This is a genomic window from Kitasatospora sp. NPDC050463 (assembly GCF_040655255.1).
Lineage (GTDB): Bacteria > Actinomycetota > Actinomycetes > Streptomycetales > Streptomycetaceae > Kitasatospora.
This window is the reverse complement of the sequence record NZ_JBFAJO010000021.1, coordinates 59,875-79,696: the sequence shown is the minus strand read 5'-3', so window position 1 is coordinate 79,696 and position 19,822 is coordinate 59,875. Positions and strand designations below refer to the sequence as shown.

14 protein-coding genes and 1 tRNA gene are annotated in these 19,822 nt (G+C 72.8%); 6 read left to right on the top strand and 9 right to left on the bottom strand.

Features of this window, described 5'->3' with window-relative positions; translation table 11 throughout:
- Window positions 1-121 precede the first annotated feature (121 nt).
- A complete protein-coding gene (locus AB0J08_RS15985; RefSeq protein ID WP_360633223.1) occupies window positions 122-1,090 on the bottom strand; it encodes a DUF5937 family protein in 969 nt (322 codons plus the stop codon).
- Window positions 1,091-1,163: 73 nt separating this feature from the next.
- Here AB0J08_RS15985 and AB0J08_RS15980 point away from each other — a divergent pair, with 73 nt between their 5' ends.
- The 3 genes from AB0J08_RS15980 (at window position 1,164) to AB0J08_RS15970 (ending at window position 4,886) form a co-directional block, all read left to right on the top strand.
- Window positions 1,164-2,390 (top strand): MFS transporter, encoded by a 1,227-nt coding sequence (locus tag AB0J08_RS15980; protein ID WP_360633220.1) that lies wholly within the window; start codon window positions 1,164-1,166, stop codon window positions 2,388-2,390.
- Window positions 2,391-2,470: 80 nt separating this feature from the next.
- Window positions 2,471-3,337 (top strand): helix-turn-helix transcriptional regulator, encoded by an 867-nt coding sequence (locus tag AB0J08_RS15975; RefSeq protein ID WP_360633217.1) that lies wholly within the window; start codon window positions 2,471-2,473, stop codon window positions 3,335-3,337.
- Window positions 3,338-3,428: 91 nt separating this feature from the next.
- Window positions 3,429-4,886 carry an aldehyde dehydrogenase family protein gene (locus tag AB0J08_RS15970; RefSeq protein WP_360633214.1) on the top strand — a complete coding sequence of 486 codons (1,458 nt, stop codon included), beginning with the start codon at window positions 3,429-3,431 and terminating at the stop codon, window positions 4,884-4,886.
- A gap of 106 nt (window positions 4,887-4,992) precedes the next feature.
- On the opposite strand, the gene AB0J08_RS15965 is transcribed toward AB0J08_RS15970, so the two are convergent.
- The 4 genes from AB0J08_RS15965 to AB0J08_RS15950 all read right to left on the bottom strand — a co-directional run bounded on the left by AB0J08_RS15965 (window position 4,993) and on the right by AB0J08_RS15950 (window position 9,509).
- Entirely contained in the window at window positions 4,993-5,562 is a 570-nt protein-coding gene (locus AB0J08_RS15965; protein WP_360633211.1) for a Uma2 family endonuclease, read from the bottom strand.
- A gap of 107 nt (window positions 5,563-5,669) precedes the next feature.
- Entirely contained in the window at window positions 5,670-6,581 is a 912-nt protein-coding gene (locus tag AB0J08_RS15960; RefSeq protein WP_360633207.1) for a hypothetical protein, read from the bottom strand.
- A gap of 153 nt (window positions 6,582-6,734) precedes the next feature.
- Window positions 6,735-8,561: a 5'-nucleotidase C-terminal domain-containing protein gene (locus AB0J08_RS15955; protein ID WP_360633204.1), complete on the bottom strand. Its 1,827-nt coding sequence runs from the start codon at window positions 8,559-8,561 to the stop codon at window positions 6,735-6,737.
- A 270-nt stretch (window positions 8,562-8,831) separates the two neighbouring features.
- A complete protein-coding gene (locus AB0J08_RS15950) occupies window positions 8,832-9,509 on the bottom strand; it encodes a response regulator transcription factor (RefSeq protein WP_360633362.1) in 678 nt (225 codons plus the stop codon).
- A 541-nt stretch (window positions 9,510-10,050) separates the two neighbouring features.
- On the opposite strand from AB0J08_RS15950, the gene AB0J08_RS15945 reads away from it, so the two are divergent.
- Window positions 10,051-13,467: a LuxR family transcriptional regulator gene (locus tag AB0J08_RS15945; RefSeq protein ID WP_360633201.1), complete on the top strand. Its 3,417-nt coding sequence runs from the start codon at window positions 10,051-10,053 to the stop codon at window positions 13,465-13,467.
- 43 nt (window positions 13,468-13,510) lie between these two features.
- Here the strand turns inward: AB0J08_RS15945 and AB0J08_RS15940 are convergent, their stop codons facing one another.
- The 3 genes from AB0J08_RS15940 to AB0J08_RS15930 form a co-directional block, all read right to left on the bottom strand.
- The gene (locus tag AB0J08_RS15940; RefSeq protein ID WP_360633198.1) at window positions 13,511-14,035 is read right to left on the bottom strand and encodes a hypothetical protein; all 525 of its coding nucleotides are present in this window, start codon (window positions 14,033-14,035) and stop codon (window positions 13,511-13,513) included.
- A complete protein-coding gene (locus AB0J08_RS15935; RefSeq protein ID WP_360633359.1) occupies window positions 14,022-15,674 on the bottom strand; it encodes a VWA domain-containing protein in 1,653 nt (550 codons plus the stop codon). Before AB0J08_RS15935 ends, AB0J08_RS15940 begins: the two co-directional genes overlap by 14 nt.
- A 94-nt stretch (window positions 15,675-15,768) precedes the next feature.
- A complete protein-coding gene (locus AB0J08_RS15930) occupies window positions 15,769-16,857 on the bottom strand; it encodes a hypothetical protein (protein WP_360633195.1) in 1,089 nt (362 codons plus the stop codon).
- Between the two features lie 335 nt (window positions 16,858-17,192).
- Here AB0J08_RS15930 and pyk point away from each other — a divergent pair, with 335 nt between their 5' ends.
- Window positions 17,193-18,623, top strand: coding sequence for a pyruvate kinase (pyk, locus tag AB0J08_RS15925; protein WP_360633192.1), 1,431 nt, complete (start codon window positions 17,193-17,195; stop codon window positions 18,621-18,623).
- Between the two features lie 313 nt (window positions 18,624-18,936).
- Here pyk and AB0J08_RS15920 read toward each other — a convergent pair.
- Window positions 18,937-19,009, bottom strand: a tRNA-Leu gene (locus tag AB0J08_RS15920).
- Window positions 19,010-19,151: 142 nt separating this feature from the next.
- On the opposite strand from AB0J08_RS15920, the gene AB0J08_RS15915 reads away from it, so the two are divergent.
- Window positions 19,152-19,769 carry a response regulator gene (locus AB0J08_RS15915; RefSeq protein ID WP_360633356.1) on the top strand — a complete coding sequence of 206 codons (618 nt, stop codon included), beginning with the start codon at window positions 19,152-19,154 and terminating at the stop codon, window positions 19,767-19,769.
- The last annotated feature ends 53 nt before the right edge of the window (window positions 19,770-19,822 follow it).

Below are 19,822 nucleotides of genomic sequence, written 5' to 3'. Positions count from 1 at the left end.
CCAGTGTCGCCGGGCCAAACGCGGTCCCACGGCGCCTGCCCTCTCCCCGACCAAGTTGAGGGCAGGTGCCGCATTCTGCTGTCCGGGGGCAGGTCGGGGCGCGGCCGGTGCGGGTCCGGGCTCAGCCGCTCACCAGGAGTTCGGCGGCCTCGGTCCGGAGGTAGAGGACGGTGCGGCCGGCGCGGTGGCGGGCGGTCAGGCCCGCCTCGCGCAGGGCGGTGAGGTGGTGCGACACGTTGGCGGCGGACAGGCCGGTACGGGCGGCGAGCTCGGTGGTCGAGGCGGGCGCGTCGAGTTCGGCGAGCAGCCGGGCCCGGGTGCGGCCGATCACCCTGGCCAGACCGTCGGGGACGGCCGCGCCGGAGGTCTCCCAGAGCGTGGCCACCCCGCGCGGCGGATAGACCAGACCGGGCTGCCAGGGAGGGTTCTGCTGGGAGTAGACGCCCGGCCAGGCGAAGACGGTGGGGGCCAGGACCAGGCCCCGCTCGCCGTCCAGCCGCCGCTGCACGTCCACCAGGCGGTGGTGGATCCGCAGCGTGTCGCGCTCCCAGCTGACCTGGGGGTGCAGGTCGGCGAAGAGCGCGGCCGGGCCGCCGGCCGACATCTGGCGGGCCCGCCGCAGGACCTCGCCCTCGGTGAGGCGCTGGATGCGCGGCCAGAAGGGGGCGATCGCCGCCTTCCAGTACGCCTGGACCTCGGCCGCCAGCCGGGCCAGGCCCGCCTCCGGATCGGCCCGCAACTCGGCGACCAGCGGCGGGAGTTCCCCGCCGAGGCGGGCGAGGTCGCGGCGCACGACGGCCGGGTCGGTGGCGGCCAGCGCGGCCACCGACTGCTCGATGGTGAGCGTGGAGTGGGTCGGCACCGGGGTCAGGAAGTCCGGCACGTACACCGTGGGCAGCCGGATCAGCTCGGACAGCAGCTCCCAGCCGACACCGGCCAGCAGCCGGCGGGCCTGCCGCACCCAGGGCAGGTGGACGGCGTGCCGGCCCGGCTCCTTCAGCACCTCGACGCTGGTGGCGACCTCGGACAGCGGTGAGCAGGCGAAGCGCGTCCGGGCGAGGTCCTGGGCCGAGAACTCCCAGACGAGCATGGTGGCCTCCGACGAGGATTCGATCAGGATGGAATCTCTGGGCAGGGGTGATCATGCCCGAGAGCCTGGTGCCATGACCACCGCGACGCTCACCCCGCTGCGCGACCGACTGGGCCTGCCGGACACCTCCGGCCGGACCGGGCTGGTCGGCGCCCACCTCATCGACAGCCTCGGCACCGGGCTGATCCTCGCCTTCACCCTCGTCTACTTCGCCCGCACCACCGGCCTGACCGTCACCGCCATCGGCGCCGCCGTCACCGCCGCCCGGCTGCTCGCCCTGCCCACCGCGATCGGCGTCGGCCCGCTGATCGACCGCTACGGCGCCAGGGTGGTGGCCGCCGGCGGCAACGCGCTCTCCGCGCTCGCGTTCGGCGGTTACCTGCTCGCCCAGCAGCTGTGGCAGATCGTGCTGGTCTGCCTGCTCGCCCAGATCGGCCACGTCGCGTACTGGACCTCCAGTACCGGCCTGGTGGTGCTCGCCGCCGCCGAGGGGGAGCGCACCCGCTGGTTCGCGCTGGTGCAGACGCTGCGCAACACCGGCCTGGGCCTGGGCGGGGCGCTGGGCGCCGTCCTGGTGGCCGGCGGCGGCACCGGGGGCCTGCGGGTGCTGGTGGTGCTCAACGCGGTCAGCTACGTCGTCGCGACCGTCCTGCTGGCCGCCTGGCGGCCCGCACCCGCCCCGGTGCGGGCCGAGGCGCGGGTGACGGAGGAGGCGGGCGGCTACCGCGCGGTGCTGCGCGACCGCCGGTACCTGCTGCTGGTCGCCGTCAACCTCACCTTCGTCTTCGGCTCGATGATCCTGAGCATGCTGCTCGCCGTGTACCTCACCGAGGGCCTGCACCGCGAGGCCTGGGTGGCCGGTTCGCTGCTGGTGCTCAACGGCGTCCAGGTCGTCCTCACCGGGAACGTCGTGGCCGGGCGGCTGGAGCGGTTCCGGCCGACCAGGGTGCTCGCCGCCGCCTCGCTCCTCAACGCCCTCGCCTTCGGCGCCTTCGCCCTCGTGGCCGCCGCCCCCGGCTGGGCCGTCCTGGCCGGGCTCTACGCCGCGATGTTCCTCTACAACATCGCCGAGACCATGGCCACGCCCTTCCGGGAGGAGCTCAGCGTCTCGCTCGCCGACCCCGCGCTGCGCGGCCGCTACCTCGCCGTCTACCAGCTGTCCTGGAACGTCGGCCAGGCCGTCGCTCCCGCCCTGCTCACCCTGCTGCTCGGCCGGGGCGCCGCCTGGCCCTGGCTGTTCCTGCTGGTCCTGAGCCTGGCCGCGGTGCCCGGGTTGCTACGCCTGGAACGCGACCGCTGACGGACTGTTGTTTGTCCGTGTCAGATGGCAGACTGCGGCCGACGGCCGGGGGGCTGCGCGACGTGCGGAGGGTGACGGCGATGAGCATGACTCAGGCAGGCGGAGGTGCCACGGTGCGGCGCCTGCTGCTGGGTTCCCAGCTGCGAAGGCTGCGGGAGGCCAGAGGCGTCAGCCGGGAGGAGGCCGGTTATTCGATCCGGGCGTCCGAGTCGAAGATCAGCCGGATGGAGCTCGGCCGGGTCGGCTTCAAGGAGCGCGACGTCGCCGACCTGCTCACCCTGTACGGGGTCGAGGCCGAACAGGAGCGGGCCTCCGTGCTCGGCCTGCTCCGCGAGGCCAACGCGACGTCCTGGTGGCACGCTTACGGCGACGTGCTGCCGGGCTGGTTCCAGACCTACCTCGGCCTGGAGGAGTCCGCCACCGAGATCCGCAGCTACGAGGTCCAGTTCGTCCACGGGCTGCTGCAGACCCCCGACTACGCGCGGGCGGTGATCACCCACGGCGGCCACGTCACCGAGGCGGACGAGGTCGAGCGGCGGGTCGAGGTCCGGCTGAAACGCCAGCGGGTGCTCACCGCAGACCGGGCGCCGCGGCTGCTCGCCGTCCTGGACGAGGCCGCGCTGCGCCGCCCCTGGGGCGGGCCCGAGTTGATGCGGGCGCAGATCGACCGGCTGCTGGAGCTGACCGAACTGCCCAACGTCGTCCTCCAGGTGATGCCGCTGGGCTTCGGCGGGCTGCGCGCGGAGGGCGGCGCCTTCTCGGTGCTGAGCTTCGCCGAGCCCGACCTCGCGGACGTGGTCTACCTGGAGCAGTTCACCACCGCGCTGTACCTCGACAAGCCCGCCGAGGTGGCCGAGTACTCCGGCGCGGTGGACGGTCTGGTGGCCGACAGTCTCTCCCCCGAACTGACACGGGAACTTCTTCGCTCCGTACGCCAAGAGCTTTGAAGGATAAGTACGATGAGTCGTGATCAGATCTGATCGAGGAAGGCCCGCGGGCTTTCCCGCGGCTTTCCCGAATCAGCACGAGAGGGACCAGATGTCGTACCTTTCCGAGTTGGCGCTGCAGTACATCGACGGCGAGTGGCGGGCCGGCAGCGGCTCCTGGGACATCGTCGACGTCGACCCCTTCACCGGTGACAAGCTCGCCACCATCACCGTCGCCACCGTCGAGGAGGTCGACCGGGCGTACCGCGCGGCCGAGCGGGCGCAGAAGGAGTGGGCCGCCACCAGCCCGTACACGCGCCGGCTGGTCTTCGAGCGCGCGCTGCGCATCGTCGAGGACCGCGAGCAGGAGATCACCGAGGCGATCATGGCCGAGCTGGGCGGCACCGCCCTCAAGGCCGGCTTCGAACTCTCCCTCACCAGGGACATGCTGCGCGAGTCGATGCAGCTCTCGCTGCGCGCCGAGGGCCGGCTGCTGCCCTCCCCGGTGGACGGCAAGGAGAACCGTCTGTACCGCCTGCCGGTCGGTGTGGTCGGTGTGATCAGCCCGTTCAACTTCCCGCTGTTCCTGTCGCTTAAGGCGGTCGCGCCCGCCCTCGCGCTCGGCAACGGCGTGGTGCTCAAGCCGCACCAGGAGACCCCGGTGGTCGGCGGCACCCTGATCGCCAAGATCTTCGAGGAGGCGGGCTTGCCGCCCGGTCTGCTCAACGTCGTGGTCACCGACATCGCCGAGATCGGGGACTCCTTCATCGAGCACCCCGTCCCCAAGGTGATCTCCTTCACCGGCTCGGACAAGGTCGGCCGGCACGTCGCCACCGTCGCCGCCTCGCACTTCAAGCGGACGGTGCTGGAGCTCGGCGGCAACAGCGCGCTGATCGTGCTCGACGACGCGGACCTCGACTACGCGGTCGACGCCGCCGTGTTCAGCCGCTTCGCCCACCAGGGCCAGGTCTGCATGGCCGCCAACCGGGTGCTGGTCGACCGCAGCGTCGAGGCGGAGTTCACCGAGCGGTTCGTCCGCAAGGTCGCCTCGCTGCGGGTCGGCGACCCGAAGGACCCGGCCACCCAGATCGGCCCGTTGATAAACCCGGTGCAGGCCGACGCCATCACCGCCCAGGTCGACCAGGCGATCGCCGGCGGCGCCACCGCGCTGCTGCGCGGTGAGACCAACGGCAGCCTGATGGACCCGGTCGTGCTCGGCGGCCTGCCTGCCGGTGCGCCGATCCTGCAGCGCGAACTCTTCGGCCCGGTCGTGCTGGTGGTGCCGTTCGACGGCGAGGACGAGGCGGTCCGGCTCGCCAACGACACCCCGTTCGGGCTCAGCGGCGCCGTGCACACGGCGGACGTGGAGCGCGGTGTGCGGGTCGCGCAGCGGATCGAGACCGGCATGATCCACGTCAACGACGGCACCATCGCCGACGAGCCGGTGGTGCCCTTCGGCGGCGAGAAGAACTCGGGTGTGGGCCGGCTCAACGGCGAGTACACCGTGGACGCCTTCACCACCGTGAAGTGGATCTCCATCCAGCACGGGCGCAGCCGCTTCCCGTTCTGACCGGTCACTCCGTACGGCCGACCGGAGCCCCGACCCTGCCCCCTCGCGGGCCGGGGCGGGGGCTCCGCTGGGCGGGGCGCGGTATCGGCGAGCGGACAGCGGGAGCTCAGGCGGGGTAGCGGATCAGCTCGGTGGTGGCCAGCTCGAAGGCGAACGGCTTCGGGACCGGCACCCGGTCGCCGAACCTGCCGCTCCACTGCCGGTGGTACCCGCCGTTGCCGGGCTCGGAGTACAGGGTGAGCATGCCGTCGCGGGGGTCGATCACCAGGTACAGCGGGATGTGCATCAGCGGGTAGTCACGAACCTTGCCGACCAGGTCGTTCTCCGGATTCGACGGCGAGACGATCTCGACGGCGATCGCTGCCAGCTCGGCCGGGACTTCGTTGCCGCCGAGCTCGACCACTGAGACCGGGATGTAGGTCAGGTCCGGATTGCGCAGCTTGCCGACGTTCGGGGAGGCGAGGTCGGTGTTCTCGCTGGGCATCAGATCGACGGGCCGATGCGCGTCGAACTGCTCCCGGACGATCAGCAGGTTGCGCTGGTGGGTCACCGACGGGCCCGCCATCATGATGATCTCGTCGCCGGAGACCTCGATCTTCCACCCCGCCGGCGGGGTCAGGCTCTGCGCGTACGCCAGGAGCCGGGCATGTCGTTCGGGGACATGGGACTCGGTCATGCCGCCATCCTCCCACCGGTGGGCGGGCGGGCCCGGGTAGCAGGCCCGCCCGTCGTCGGCGCGGGCCGCCCCCGCGGCGGCCGCGATCCGGTGTCGGGCGCCGGGTGTCAGGCGCCGTCCCGCAGGCGGCGCAGGACGGTCATCAGCTCCTCGGGCGGGGCGATGGAGAACGAGCGGGTGGCGTCGTCGATGTGGGTCAGGGACGTCACGGCGCCCCGGTGCCACCAGTAGAGCCGGGGCGACAGCGGGCCCGGGTTGTCCTGGTAGGCGCCGAGGCCGAAGGCCGCCAGGTCGTTGATCGCCTCCACCGCGTGCTGGTCCGCCAGTGGGTGGAAGACCAGGTAGTGCCGGCTCGGTACGGTGAACAGGGCTCCCTCGGCGGGCAGTTCGCGCCCGGTGACGGCGCGGGCCAGGTCGTCCAGGACGAGGGCCTTGCTGGCGACGAACATCGACTCGCCGTTGGCGATGTGCATCGCCGCACCGCCCTGGCCGTGGGCGACGTCGTACCCGACCGGCTCGCGGACCAGGTTGGCGCGCCCGGCGGTGCGCAGCGCGTCCAGGCCCACCTCGGCGACGAAGCGGTCGTCGAGGGTGCGGACCGCCTCGGGGAGGTCCAGCGAGATCGCCTCCTGCAGGCCGGCCGCGACGGGCCGGACGTAGCTGAAGGAGGGCGCCGTCTCCGGCGAGAAGGCGTCGTCGGGGATCAGGCGCAGGTAGGCCGAGCGGAGGACGTCGTCGGAGCCCTGCGGCGTGGCCGCCTCGGCGCCGGAGACGACGCGGAAGTGGCGCTCGACCAGTCGGGGCCACTCGCGAGGGTCGGCGCGCCGGCACAGCTCGGCGAGGTTGTACAGCGAGTTGGTGCCCTGCGGTGCGTGCAGGGTGTCGCCGACGACGGTGATCCCCGGGCTGCCGGCGTGATGCTGGCGTACCAGTCCGCGCAGGTAGTCGGCCTGTTCGACCGTCAGGGCGGGCAGATGGGGGTCGTGTCGAGGGTCGGCCTTGGACCTGAAGAACTTCATGATCAGACTCTAATCGGGCGGTTTGTCCGACCGGCCGCCCGGGGTCGGACGCCCGGACGCGAGCGCCCCGCCACCGGGGAAGTGGTGGCGGGGCGCTCGCGTTCGGCAGTCCGGAAGGCTCAGAGCACTGGTCGGCTCAGAACACCGGCAGGCTCAGAACACCGGCTGGCCGGCGCGGACCAGGCGCCAGGACTCGCCGGCGAAGTCGGCCGGGTCGATGACACCCTTGGCCTTCACCCAGGAGATCATCGCGTTGCGGATCTCGTCCGAGTTGGCCCACACCTTCTGGGCGGCCGCGACGTGCGGGAAGTTGCCGCCGCCGTTGGCGCGGTAGTTGTTGACCGCGAGGACGAACTGGGCGGCGGGGTCGACCGGCTTGCCCTCGAAGGAGAGGTTGACGATCCGCGAGCCGACCGGCTGGGCGATGTCGATGTCGTAGCTCAGGCCGTACACCGCGTCGTAGTTGTAGTCCGGGGTGGTCTGCGCGTTGGTCAGGGTGTCCTTGTCGATCGGCGCACCGGGGGCGACCTGGGCGTAGTACTTCGCCGAGTACTCCAGGTAGTCCTTGATCTGGGCGCCCGTCAGGATCCGGGCCTCCAGGGTGTTCTCGTAGATGTACAGCCCGGCGGCGTCCCGCAGCTTGACCTGTCCGGCCGGGATCAGGGCGGTGCGGTTGAACGGCGCGGCCTGCGCCAGCACCGGCAGCTTGGCGTACTGGCCGCCGGCCAGCGCCTCCCGCACGACGTCGGCCTGGACCCGGCCGATCAGGTCGATGATCGGGGTGTCCTTGAACCGGGACTCGGCGATCGACAGCTCGGCCTTGCAGGTGCCGATCGGCTGGTTGACGTACGCGACGACCTTCTTGTGCTGGTCCGCCAGCGCGTTCGCGATCTCCGGGTCCTCCGGCACCGTGTTGGAGTTCAGCACCCGGGAGGAGAGCGACACCAGCTTCCAGGCGCCCTTGTCGAACTCCACCTCGAAGTCGAAGCAGGTCAGCCGCTGGCCCCAGCAGAGCGGCTCGGAGAGCACCACCGTCTTGCCGGTCTGCTTGTTGACGATCAGCCGCTGGGCCACCTCCTTGTGGGTGTGGCCCACCAGCACCGCGTCGATGTCCGGCACGGTCTCGGCCATCTCGCCCGAGGCGTCCTCCGGCCAGGGCAGCTGGTCGCCGTACGTGGTCGGCTCGTCGATGCCGGAGTGGGCCGACACTACGATGATGTCGGCGCCCGCCGCCTTCATCCGGGGCACGTACTTCCTCGCCATCTCGACGATGCCGGGGAACACCATCTTGCCGGCGACGTTGGCCTTGTCCCAGATCGCGATGCCGGGGTTGGTCAGCCCGAGGATGCCGACCTTCAGCGGCCGGCCGCCGCCCAGGTGCAGCTCCTTGATGACGAACGGCTTGAAGGCCGGCTTCTCGTCCTTGGCGTGCAGGGCGTTGGCGCCCAGCAGCGGGAAGTCCAGCTGCTCCTCGAAGGCCCGCAGGGTGGGGATGCCGTAGTTGAACTCGTGGTTGCCCAGCGCCGCGGCGTCGTACTCCATGAGGTTCATGGCGAGCGCCATCGGGTGCTCGGGGGCGGTGTCCGCGTCGGTGGCGATCGGCTCCACCCGGGCGAAGTAGTAGGTCAGCTGGGTGCCCTGGATGATGTCACCGGCGTCGATGAGCAGGCAGCGGTCCCAGCCCTTCTCCTCGCGGACCTGCTTGGCCAGGCTGGAGATCTTGGCGAGGCCGACCTCGTTGTGCGCCTTGTCGGCGTAGGCCGCGTCGGTGAAGTAGTCCCAGTTGAGCACCCGGCCGTGCAGGTCGGTGGTGCCCATGACGGTGAAGGCCTGCTTCTTTCCCCGGCCCTTGGCACGGGTGTCGTCCGGGGCGGCCGCCGCGGCGGGGGAGGCTGCGGTGAGGCCGGCGCCGCCCACGAGGGCTGCGCCGGCGGCGGTGACGGCGGACCGGGTGACGAAGTCACGGCGGTTCAGAGGCATGGACGGCTCTCCCGGTGGGGACGGCGAACGAATCGTCAACGATGGTGGTGACGCGCGTAGAGGTACGCGCGTAGAAGTGTGCCGCGCGACCCCGGCCGATGGATAGCCCCGGAGTGTTTCCAGCAGGTGAGATCTTGGCGACTCGTTCGTGACGGCCACCCGTCCCGCCGCGCACCCGCCCGGCCGCCACGGGCCCGCACGACGACGAGCCACCTGCCACGCCGCGGGACGGAGCGCGGCGGGACGGGTGGCTACGGGCAGGTCCGGGGCCTAGATGTAGCCCTCGCGGACCGCGTGGGCGACGGCATGTGCCCGATTGCGCAACTGCAGCCGGGTGGTCAGCCCGTGCAGCACGTTCTTGACCGTGCGCTCGGAGTACGACAGCCGGGCCGCGATCTCACCCGTGTCCCAGCCCTCGGCGACCAGCCGCAGGACGTCCGACTCCCGCTCGGTCAGCCCCGCCGGCGCATGGCCCGGCATCCCCTGGACACTGCGCTGCAACCGGCCCACCTGGCTGATCAGCCGCCCCAGCAGATCCGCCGGCAGGTCACCGTCGCCCCGGGCCGCGGCGAGCACCGCCCGGCCCAGCCGCTCGGCGGTCGCCTCCCGCCGCCAGAGGATCGCGGCCACCCCGCACTCCACCGCCTCCAGTAGCTCGGCCTCGCGCATCCGCTCGACCACCAGCACCACCCGCTGGTCGGCACCGCGGATCAGCCGCCGCAGGTTCGCCATGACCGCGGCATCCGCGGACTCGGCCAGCAGAACGGTCACCGCCCCCGGCGTGGTCGGCGCGCCCGGGGCGGGGTCCGCCAGCTCCAGGCCCGGGTGACGGCGCAGCTGCGCCTCCGCACCGGCCCGCGAGATCGGGTCCGCGGCCTGCACGACGACACTGGTCCGGCCACCGCTGGACGGGGGAGCGGCAGACGGGGCGACGTGGCGGACGGACATCGGGCGTTGCGGCGGCACCATGCGCTGACCGGTCGACGCGGGAGCGTGCCTGGGTATGGCGCGGCGTTCGTGGTCGGTGTGCAGGACAGTCAATCTGGCCCCCTCCTGGAAGCGTCCCGGCCCGCCACCGGACGACCGGTATGCGCGCTGAGGGGCGTTGCATGAACCCGGCGTGCGGCGGCCGTGCGGCGTGCGATGCGGGGACGACGACGGCCCCCCGGTAGGCTCCATGGTCCCCGCCACGGGCGGCCATGACCATCGTGGTCCACCACGAGATCGGCCACCCGACGGCATCGGAGCAGCGCAGCGCCACGCGGACCCGCGGACGGGGCGCGCCGCACGGGCCCGGGCGGGGGGCGGTACGGGGCCCGGCGGGAGGGGTGCCGGGCGGGTCGGGTGGGGGATGCTGTGCGGCTCCGGAAGGGGTGCGACGAGAATCACAGCTCTAGCCGAGCCGCTGACACGGCGTCAAGCCGTTTCCCCGCATAACGGGGAAGAGTGCCCGTCCGGTCATCCGGCGGGCGTCGCGGGAGGGAAGCAGATGAGCACCGTCAGGACGCGCGGACACCACCAGGACCGGATCGTCGCCGCACCACCGCACCTCGCGGCCCGCGACTCCCAGCTGCGCCGGATCGCCGCACTCGCCGCCCGCGCCCGCGCCGGCACCGGCGGCGTCCTGCTCCTCACCGGCCCCGCCGGCACCGGCCGCAGCGCCCTCCTCGCCGAAGCCGCCCGCCGCGAGGCCGCCCACGGCAGCACCGTCCTGTGGGCCCGCTGCTCCGCCGACGAAGCCACCACCCCCTACGCCGCCGCCCGCCAGCTGTTCGAGACCGTCCCCGGCCACGGCACGCCACCCGCCGGCACCGGCCGCACCCCCGGCACACCGGACACCGACACCGAGCTCTGGGCCCTGCTGCGCCTGCACGCCGCCCACCGCCCCGTCCTGCTCGCCGTCGACGACATCCACCTCGCCGACCGGCCCTCCCAGGACTGGCTGCTCCGGCTCGCCCGCCGGATCGACCGGCTGCCCGTGCTCCTACTGGCCACCGAACGCCGCCAGTCCACCCTCGGCGCACCGCCCGCCCGTTTCGGCCGCGGCCTGCCCCCCGGACTCACCGACACCACCCGGCTCGGCCCCCTCGACACCACCGCCGCCATCCGGCTGGCCGAGCTCCACCTCGGCCTCGGCGCCCCGCCCGCGCTCGCCGCCGACTGCGTCCACGCCACCGGCGGCAACCCGCTGCTGCTCACCGCACTCCTCACCGACCTGCGCGACCACCCCGAGGGGCCCGGCCCCATCGCTTTCACCGCCCTGCCCGCGCCGCCCGCCCTCGTCGCCCTCCCGGCCCTGCCGGCACCCCGCGCCCTCGCCGCCCTGCCGGTCCTGCCCGACACATGCGCCCGGCTGCCCGGCGGCGCCTTCTCCGAAGCCGTCGAGCAGTGGCTGCGCGGCGGCGGCGAGCGCGCCCTCGCCACCGCCCGGGTGCTCGCCCGCATGCAGGAGCACCCGGCCGCCCGCAGCGCACCACTGCCCGGCGCCGGCGACCACGACCCCGTCCCGATGCTCGCCGAACTCTCCGGCGCCGACCCCGACCAGATCGCCGGCTGGCTCGCCGAGCTCACCTCCCAGCACCTGCTCGACGACCCCGGGCCCGGCCGCTGGCCCCGCTTCGCCCACCCGCTGCTCGCCGACGCCGTCCTGGCCGGCCACGCACCCGGCCACCGCGCCCACGTCCACCGCCGCGCCGCCGAGTTCCTGCACCGCAGCGGGGCACCCGACGAACGCGTCGCCGGGCACCTCCTGTTCACCCCCGCCCCCGCCCCGCGCTGGGCCGCCGAAGCCCTGCGCCGCGCCGCCCGCAAGGCCGCCGAGGCCGACCGCCCCGAGGATGCCGTCACCCTGCTGCGCCGCGTCCTCACCGAGCCGCTCAGCGACCGCCGACGCGGCCTGCTGCTCACCGAGCTCGGCGGCCTGGAGGTCACCCTGGGCCCGGCCGAGCGCACCGCCGGCGTCCGCCACCTCGCCGAGGCCGTTCACCTCCAGCAGTCCGACGAGGGCGTCTTCCAGACCGCCAACACGCTCGGCGCCGTGCTGGCCGCCCGCGGCGACGCCCCCGCCGCGCTGGAGCTGATGGAGGAACTGGCCGAACGCTTCGCCGACCGCGACGACCTCGTGCACGCCGTGCAGGCCGCCGCCGCGCTGATCGCCGCCCACGACGGCCGCAGTTGGCTCCAGGTGGTCGAGGGCGTGCAGCGGTTCGCCGCCCGTACCCAGCACCGGCTCGCGCCGCCCGCCTACGCGCTGCTCACCGAGTTCGACTCGACCAGCGGCGTGCTCTCCGCCGCCGAGGTGGCCGGGCGGGTCAGGGAACTGCTCGACGCCCCGGTCGACCCGCTCTGCCGCTCCTACGTGCTGGTCTCCGCAGCCACCCTCGCCCAGTGGGCCGACCTGCTGCCCGAGGCGGACCGACTGGTGGCCCGCGGCCTGGACGCGTACCGGGGGCCGTCGCTCGACCCCGGGTACCAGTGCCTGCTGAGCGTCCGGGCCGAGACCCAGGTGATGCGCGGCGAGTACCAGGAACTGCTGGACGACCTCGCCCTCACCGTGCCGACCGGCGGGCCCGCCTCGCCCGCGCCCGCCGCGCCGTCGGTGCCCGCGGTGCCCGCCGCGCCGTCGGTTCCCGCGGTGCCCCCGGCGCCCGCTCCGGAGACCCTGCCCGCCTCGTGCGCGGCCGGGGCGGCGCCCGCCGCCCAGCCCGTGCGGTCCGTCTGGTCCTGGTGGTGCGGTTCAGCGGCGGACGCCGGACCGGGAACCCCCTGCCACGGCGGTACGGCCGCCGGGGATCAGGCGTGCCCGGGGCCGGGCACGGCCCGCTCCGGGAGCGCCGCGGCCCCCGGCCCGTGTGCCGGGTTCGCGGCAGCCGGGGTCGGAGCCGGTGCCGGTGCCTGTGCCTGTGCCTGTTCGGGAGCCTGTGCCGGAGCCTGGGACGGAGCCGGAGCCGGAGCCGGAGCCTGTGCCAGAGCCTGGGACGGGTCCGGGAGCACCGGAACCGACGAAGGCGCCCCCGACACCACCGCCGTCGAGGCGGTGCCCGCCCACTACGCGGGCCTGCTCGGACAGCAGAACGCCCACCTGGTCGCCCAGGCCGTCATCGCCCTCACCGAGACCGGCCGCTACTGGCAGGCCCACGGCCTCGCCCGCGCCGTCGCCGCCGACCGCGCCCAGGGCTCCTGGGAGTGGAACGAGTACCTGTACGCCCGCGGCCTGCTCCGACTGGCCACCGGCGAGCCCGCCGAGGCCCTCACGGACCTGATGGAGTGCGGACGCCGACAGCGCGAACGGCAGGTCCACAGCCCCATCGTCACCCCCTGGCGGTCCGCCGCCGCCGACTGCCACACCGCGCTCGGCGAACCCGGCCCCGCCGTCGCCCTCGCCGAGGAGGAACTGCGGCTCGCCCGGATCTGGGGCACCCCGCGCACCGTCGGCCGCGCCCTGCGCGCGCTCGCCGCCGCCACCGGCGGCCGGCACGGACTCGACCTCGCCGCCGAATCGGTCGAACTCCTGCGCACCGCCGAAGTGGAGACCGAACTCATCCCCGCGCTGATCACCTACGGCCGCCTGCTCGCCGACGGCGGCCGGCGCGGCGCCGCCCGCCGCGCCCTGCGCGAGGCCGCCGGCCGGGCCGAACGGCTCGGCGCGGTACGGCTGCGCGCCGTCGCGGTGGAGTCGCTCCGCGCCAGCGGCGCCCGGCGCGGCCGGGGCGAACACGCCGGGGCGGAGGCACTCACCGACAGCGAACTGCGGATCTGCCGTCTGGCCACGGCCGGACACTCCAACGCCGAGATCGCCGCGATGCTGCACCTGGCCGTGCGAACGGTGGAGACCCACCTCACCAACAGCTTCCGCAAGCTCGGCGTCCGGCGACGGGCCGAACTGGCCGGGGCACTGGGAGCCTGACCGGCCCCGAGCGGGCCGGCCGGACCACGCCCGCCCGGCCCGCTCAGGCCGCCAGCGCCGCCGCCATCAGCTCCACCTCACGGGCGAGCGCCACCCCCGGATCGGCCCCGTTCGGCGACCAGCGCTGCCAGGTCCGGGCCCGCAGGTAGCCGTCCACCGCCACCGGCAGCCGCCGCAGGACGATCCGCTCGGCCGCCGGCCCCCGCCCGACCGCCCGCAACCGCTCCACCAGCGCGTCCACCTCCACGGCCGACGGCAACGCCACCGTCCCCAGGTAGCCGGCCAACTCCTCCAGCTCCGCCCACGGCGGCGGCGCGGGCGCCGGATCCGGCACCGACCGGGACGGCGGCACCGGCAGCGGGGGCGGCCCCGGGGTCAGCAGCGCACCGACCCCGTACAGGGCCGCCACGATCCCCGGCCACCACACACCACCGAGCCCCATGAAGTGCAGCCCGAGCCCGACCGCCCCCGAGCCGCACCCGACCAGATTGCGGGTCGACCCCAGGTAGCCCATCAGCCGCCGCCCGCCCGGCCCTCCGCCCGGGCCGTCGCCGCTACTGGTAGCCACGGATCTCCTCGAACGCGCCGTCCAGCGAAGCCGTCCCGTCGAACAGCTTGCCGCCGGTCAGCTCGGCGATCCCCTGCAACTGGTTCTTCGCCGCGTCCCCGAACAGGATCGGGAACACCGGCACCGCCTTCTGCGCCGCCGACAACCCGTTGTAGAAGTTCCGGAAGTCCTTGTCCGACGCGCCCTCGTTGCTCTCGCCGTCCGTCATCACCACGATCGACGTGAACCGGTCGTCCCCGGTCGCCGCCTGCTGCCGGTCGAGGACCTTGTACGCCTCCTGCAGCGAGCTGTACACCGCCGTCCCGCCGTCCGCCGACAACGCCTGCACATCCGCGTTGATCGACGCCAGCTCCTGCTGCGCACCGGCCGCCGGCACCGTGTGCGTCTTCGTCGACTTCACCTTGGACGCGAACGACAGCAGCGTCACCTCCTCCCGGTTGCGGAACCGCCGCACCCCGCGCGTGTCGTCCGCCCCCGTCAGTCGGCCCATCGCCGACTTCAGCGCCGCCAACCGGGCCCCCGCCATCGACCCCGAGGTGTCCAGCACGTACACCGTCCGCGACGGCCGGCGCAGCTCGTCCTGGTACGAGGCCAGCAACCCGTCCGCGACCGCCTTGCTGCCCGGGAACGGCAGCTCACGCCGCCGGTCGGTCGGCAGCGACGCCGCCGGCGCCACCCCGGCCGCCACCGGACGGCGCAGCGTCAGCTCCGAGATCCGCTTCTGCACGTCCTCCTTCAGCAGGTACGACGTCAGCCGCTGGAAGGAGTCCCGCTCCCGCTGCGCCGACGAACCCAGCAGCGTCAACGGATAGTTCGCCGACACCACGCCGTCGATCGGGCGCACCACCGTCAGCTGCTGGTCCGCCGCCAGCGTCTTGTTCAGCGACAGCAGCACCGACTCGTAGTTCACCAGCGCCCCGACCCGCCCCTGCTCCGCCCGCGCATACGCCTGCGCCAGCCAGCCGGACGAACCCGACGTCAACTTCTGCCCCGTGAAGAACTGCTTCAACGACGGCGTCGCCCTCTGCACATCCGCGTCCGTCAGCGCCGAGTCCGCCCCCGAGAACGCCGACGCCACCGCCACCAGCGCCGAGAAGCCGGAGTTGGACCGCGACGGATCGGCCATCCCGTAGGCCAGCCGGCCCGTCGAGGCCGCGTCCGCCAGCTGCGCCCAGCTCACCTTCGAACCGTCCCCCCAGCCCAGCTCGCCGAGCGAGGCGGAGCGCACGCCCACCGCCACCGGCGACACCATCACCGGCGTCTCGGACAGCAGCTTGGACCTCCCCGTGTCGTCCAGCCGCAGGTAGTGGTTGGACGGGAACCACACCGCGTCGTACCTGCCGTCGGCCCGGCCCAAGGCGACCGCGTCCGCGCCGTCCAGCGACCCGGTCCAGGAGAACTGGACGGTCACCCCGGTCGCCTTCTGCGCCTCCTCCAACACCGGTGCCATGTCCTGGAGTTCACTGCCGGCCAGCACGCGCAGCACGCCCGCCTGCGCGGTCGGCGCGGGCGCGTCGCTCGGCCGGGGCGCCGGCGCCGGCGAGGACGTGCACGCCGTCGCCGCCACCAGCAGGGCCACCCCCGCGGCCAGTACCCGCCCGCCGCGCCGCATCGCGGCCCCCGCCCTGGTCGTCCTCATCACCGTGCCGCCTGTCCTGCCGTCGAGCCCGCCGAGTGCCGTGCCGTGTCCCGTACTGACCGCCGAGCCGCTCTTCCTGGTCGCCATCGGCCGGTCACTTCCCCTTGGCCGCGTCGACCAGCTTGGCGAGCATCTTGGGATCCGGCACCGCGGCCTGCTTCACCCCGGCCGGCCTCAGGTCCGCCGCGAACGCGGGGTTCTCCCGGCCGGCGGTCTGCAAGCCGAAGGCGGCCGGGTCCGACTGCGGCCGGAAGCCGTACCTGGCCTCCAGCTTGCGCAGCTTGTCGTTGTCGCGCAGCAGGTTGGCCAGCTTCTGCCCGGCCGCGGTGCGCCCGACGACGGTGTGGTCGGAGGAGATGGTGGTGTCCGGGTACAGCACCACCATGTCGCCGGTGTTCTTGCCCTCCACCGCCAGTTGGGCCGCCTGCGACTCGTAGGCGAGCACCAGCGGATTGCCGACGTTCGAGAGGAAGTCCCGGAACGGCTCGTCACTGCTGCTCTTCTGGATGCCCTGCCTGGAGGTCAGCGCGAGCAGGAGGCTCTTCACCTGCTGGACCTCGGCGTCGGTCGAGACCACCTGGTGGTTGTTCAGCAGGAACGAGACGAGCGCGATGTACAGGGCGCCGGAGGAGGACTCGGACGGGTCGGTGGTGGTCATGTAGATCGACCCGCTGAGGTCCGGCTCCTCCTTGGCCCCGTCGAGCTCCTCCCACTTCCGGCCGGCCTTGACCAGGTTGAGGTACTCGTCCATCTTGAACGTCCACACCCGGGAGTTCTGGTCCTGGGAGGCCAGCCCGTTCCGCGCCAGCACCTTGGCCGTGGACTGGTGCGCCAGCACCACCAGCGGGGAGTAGAACGGACGGATCGGCGCGTCCTTGAGCTGCAGCTGCCCGCGGATCGCCTCGGCCGGCGACAGGCTGGCCGGGAAGGCGAAGTCGAGCTGGTCGAGCTTGCTCTCGTTCATCAGCCACGAACCGGTGGTCTGCACATCCACCTTGAGACCCTGCTCGGCCAGCGCCGCCGTCACGTCCGGGTCCTTGAAGAAGTCGCGCTTCTCGGATCCGATCACGCCGGTGATGCTGACAACCTTGGGCCCCGGATCGTCGCCGGGCGTTTTGAGCAGCGCGAACGCCACCCCGCCGAGCAGCACCAGGGCCGCGATCACTCCGAACGCACGCTTCATGCCGGACGATTCCCCCTCGTCGGAACGCTGTCCGGGCTCCCACCCGGGTGACGAGCGTCCCGCCGGGCCGCGAGCGACGGCCGACGGCGCGGTGAACCAGGGGTGAACACCCCTTCACGGAATCGCATCGACGGACCCGGGCGGGTCCGGCCGCCGCAGCCGTCCCGGGAGCGCCCCGCCGGCCCGCCGCGTCAACCGGCCGGGCCCTCCGTCGCCCGCTCGGGAGGGTATGGGCGACGATGTGTCAGATTGTTCAACTCGCCTTCCTGCAAAGGTCATCCCGGGGGCCGGACGGAGGTCGATGTTACGCGCCGGTAATGCCTACCCTCAGCAGTATGCGCCGAGCAAAAATCGTCTGTACCCTCGGGCCAGCCACCGACTCGTACGACCAGATCAAGGCCCTGGTCGACGCCGGGATGGACATCGCCCGCTTCAATCTGAGCCACGGCTCCCACGTCGAGCACGAGGAGCGCTACCGCCGGGTCCGCAAGGCCGCCGACGAGACCGGCCGCAGCGTCGGTGTGCTCGCCGACCTTCAAGGTCCGAAGATCCGCCTGGAGACCTTCGCCGAAGGTCCGGTACTTCTCGAACGCGGCGACGAGTTCACGATCTCCACCGACAAGGGCGTCGTGGGAGACCAGAACATCTGCGGCACCACCTACCCGGGCCTCGCCGCGGACGTCACGAGCGGCGAGCGGATCCTCGTCGACGACGGCCGGGTCGCCCTGGAGGTCGTCGAGGTCGACGGCCCGCTGGTCCGCTGCACCGTCGTCGAGGGCGGCCTCGTCTCCGACCACAAGGGCCTCAACCTCCCCGGCGTCGCCGTCTCCGTCCCCGCCCTCAGCGACAAGGACGTCGCCGACCTGCGCTGGGCCCTGCGGACCGGCGCCGACCTGATCGCGCTCTCCTTCGTCCGCAGCGGCCGCGACATCGAGGACGTCCACCGCGTGATGGCGGAGGAGGGGCGCTTCGTCCCCGTCATCGCCAAGGTGGAGAAGCCGCAGGCGGTCGACCACCTGGAATCCATCGTCGACGCCTTCGACGGCGTCATGGTGGCCCGCGGCGACCTGGGCGTGGAGATGCCCCTCGAACAGGTCCCGATGGTCCAGAAGCGCGCCGTCAAGCTGGCCAAGCGCAACGCCAAGCCGGTCATCGTCGCCACCCAGATGCTCGACTCGATGATCAACGCCTCCCGCCCCACCCGCGCCGAGGCCTCCGACGTGGCCAACGCCGTCCTCGACGGCAGCGACGCCGTGATGCTCTCCGGCGAGACCTCCGTCGGCAAGTACCCCGTCGAGACCGTCCGGACCATGGGCCGCATCATCGAGGCCGCCGAACAGGACATCCTCGCCGCCGGCCTCCCGCCCCTCACCACCGGCACCAAGCCGCGCACGCAGGGCGGCGCCGTCGCCCGCGCGGCCGCCGAAATCGGCGACTTCCTGGGCGCCAAGTACCTGATCGCCTTCACCCAGTCCGGCGACACCGCCCGCCGCCTCACCCGCTCCCGCTCGCCCATCCCCGTGCTCGCCTTCACCTACGAGCCCGCCGTCCGCAGCCAACTCGCCCTCACCTGGGGCGTGGAGACCTTCCTCGGCCCCTTCGCCCCCACCACGGACGAGATGGTCGAACAGGTCGACGCCGCGCTGCTCTCCCTCGGCCGCTGTCAGAAGGGCGACATCGTCGTCATCACCGCCGGCTCCCCACCCGGCCTCGCCGGCTCCACCAACCTCGTCCGCGTCCACCACGTGGGGACGCTGGACAACTGACCGGCGCCGGTGCGGTTCCGCCCCGGGCGGAACCGCACCGGAGTCAGTACTCGGCCCCGATGTGGGCGTCCACGAGGGCGACGGAGTCCTTGCAAGGGCGACGGAGACGTTGACGGCACCGGTGGCGCGGCTGACCTGGCGTGAGGTCAGCCCGGATGCGTGGAGGTCGACTGCTCGCCGCCGTGTCGTACATGCGGGCGAGTCTGCGGCGCGCGATGGCACGACAGGCCGAAAGTCGTGCGAATCTTCATTCGAAATAATGAAGATCGCCAACCGTCCTGCGGTTTAGGCGACCTTGGAATTGAAGGAAAAGTACCCCGGGTGGGATTCGAACCCACGCTGTATGGTGTTTGAGACCATTGCCTCTTCCGCTGGGCTACCGGGGCAACCGCTGAATCGAAGGTTGCCCCCGACCCTGCTTGGTCTCAAACATACCGTGTCTAGGTACCCTCGTGCATGCAGTACCCCGCCGGAACGAGGAGCCCCGTGAGCACCGCCGACGAGCAGGCAGAGCCGCTTGAGACCGATATGCCCCAGATCACCCGAATTGTGATCGCCGAGGACGAGGCGTTGATCCGCCTCGACCTGAAGGAGATGCTCGAAGAGGAGGGGTACACCGTCGTCGGCGAGGCCGGTGACGGGGCGACGGCGGTGAGGCTGGTCCAGGAGCTGCGGCCCGACCTGGCGATCCTGGACGTGAAGATGCCCGTGCTGGACGGCCTCTCCGCCGCCGAGCAGATCCACGAGGCGCACCTGGCGCCCGTCCTGATGCTGACCGCGTTCTCGCAGCGCGAGCTGGTGGACCGGGCCCGGGACGCGGGCGCGATGGCCTACATCGTGAAGCCGTTCTCCAAGAGCGACCTGGTGCCCGCGATCGAGATGGCGGTCTCCCGCTACACCGAGATGCGGACGCTGGAGGAGGAGATCGCGGATCTCACCCAGCGGCTGGAGACCCGCAAGCTGGTGGACCGGGCGAAGAGCGTGCTCCAGACCAAGTTCGGTCTGAACGAGCCGGCCGCGTTCCGGTGGATCCAGAAGACCTCGATGGACCGTCGGATGACGATGGCCGCGGTCGCGGAGGCCGTGATCGAGGAGGGCGAGGCGCAGGACAAGAAGAAGGCCGACGAGGGCAAGCCGGAGGCCTGAGGCGCCCTGAGAAGCCCGAGAAGCACGGCAGGGGCCCCGTCCGTTCGGACGGG